The 271-nt window shown below is 60.9% G+C and carries 1 protein-coding gene; it reads right to left on the bottom strand.

The window, feature by feature from the left end; translation table 11 throughout:
* Nucleotides 1-209, bottom strand: a 209-nt coding sequence (locus CVH10_RS20725; RefSeq protein ID WP_219924917.1) for a prepilin-type N-terminal cleavage/methylation domain-containing protein, incomplete at its 3' end; no start/stop codon positions are given.
* Between the last annotated feature and the right edge of the window lie 62 nt (nucleotides 210-271).

Consider the following 271-nt stretch of genomic DNA (forward strand, 5'->3'; position numbering starts at 1 on the left):
ATGCGCGCGGTCTTGACCTTGGACTCGCTGAGATAATTGAGGACCCGTGGGCCGATCAGCCCCATGATGAGGCCGATGATTGCGATCACCACCAGCATCTCGACCAGGGTGAAGCCCGCCTCGCCCGAACGCCGCGGCGTTTGCGACCGCGCGCGACCGTATCCCGCTCGCATGGAAAAAGTTTCGATGATGCTGTTGCGCGATATCATGACCGATGACCTCTGCTCTAACCGACTAGCTGCGTGACCGAGAGCAGCGCCGTCATGACCGA

Origin of the sequence: Halomonas sp. ND22Bw (assembly GCF_003011945.1) — a bacterium.
Lineage (GTDB): Bacteria > Pseudomonadota > Gammaproteobacteria > Pseudomonadales > Halomonadaceae > Halomonas > Halomonas halophila.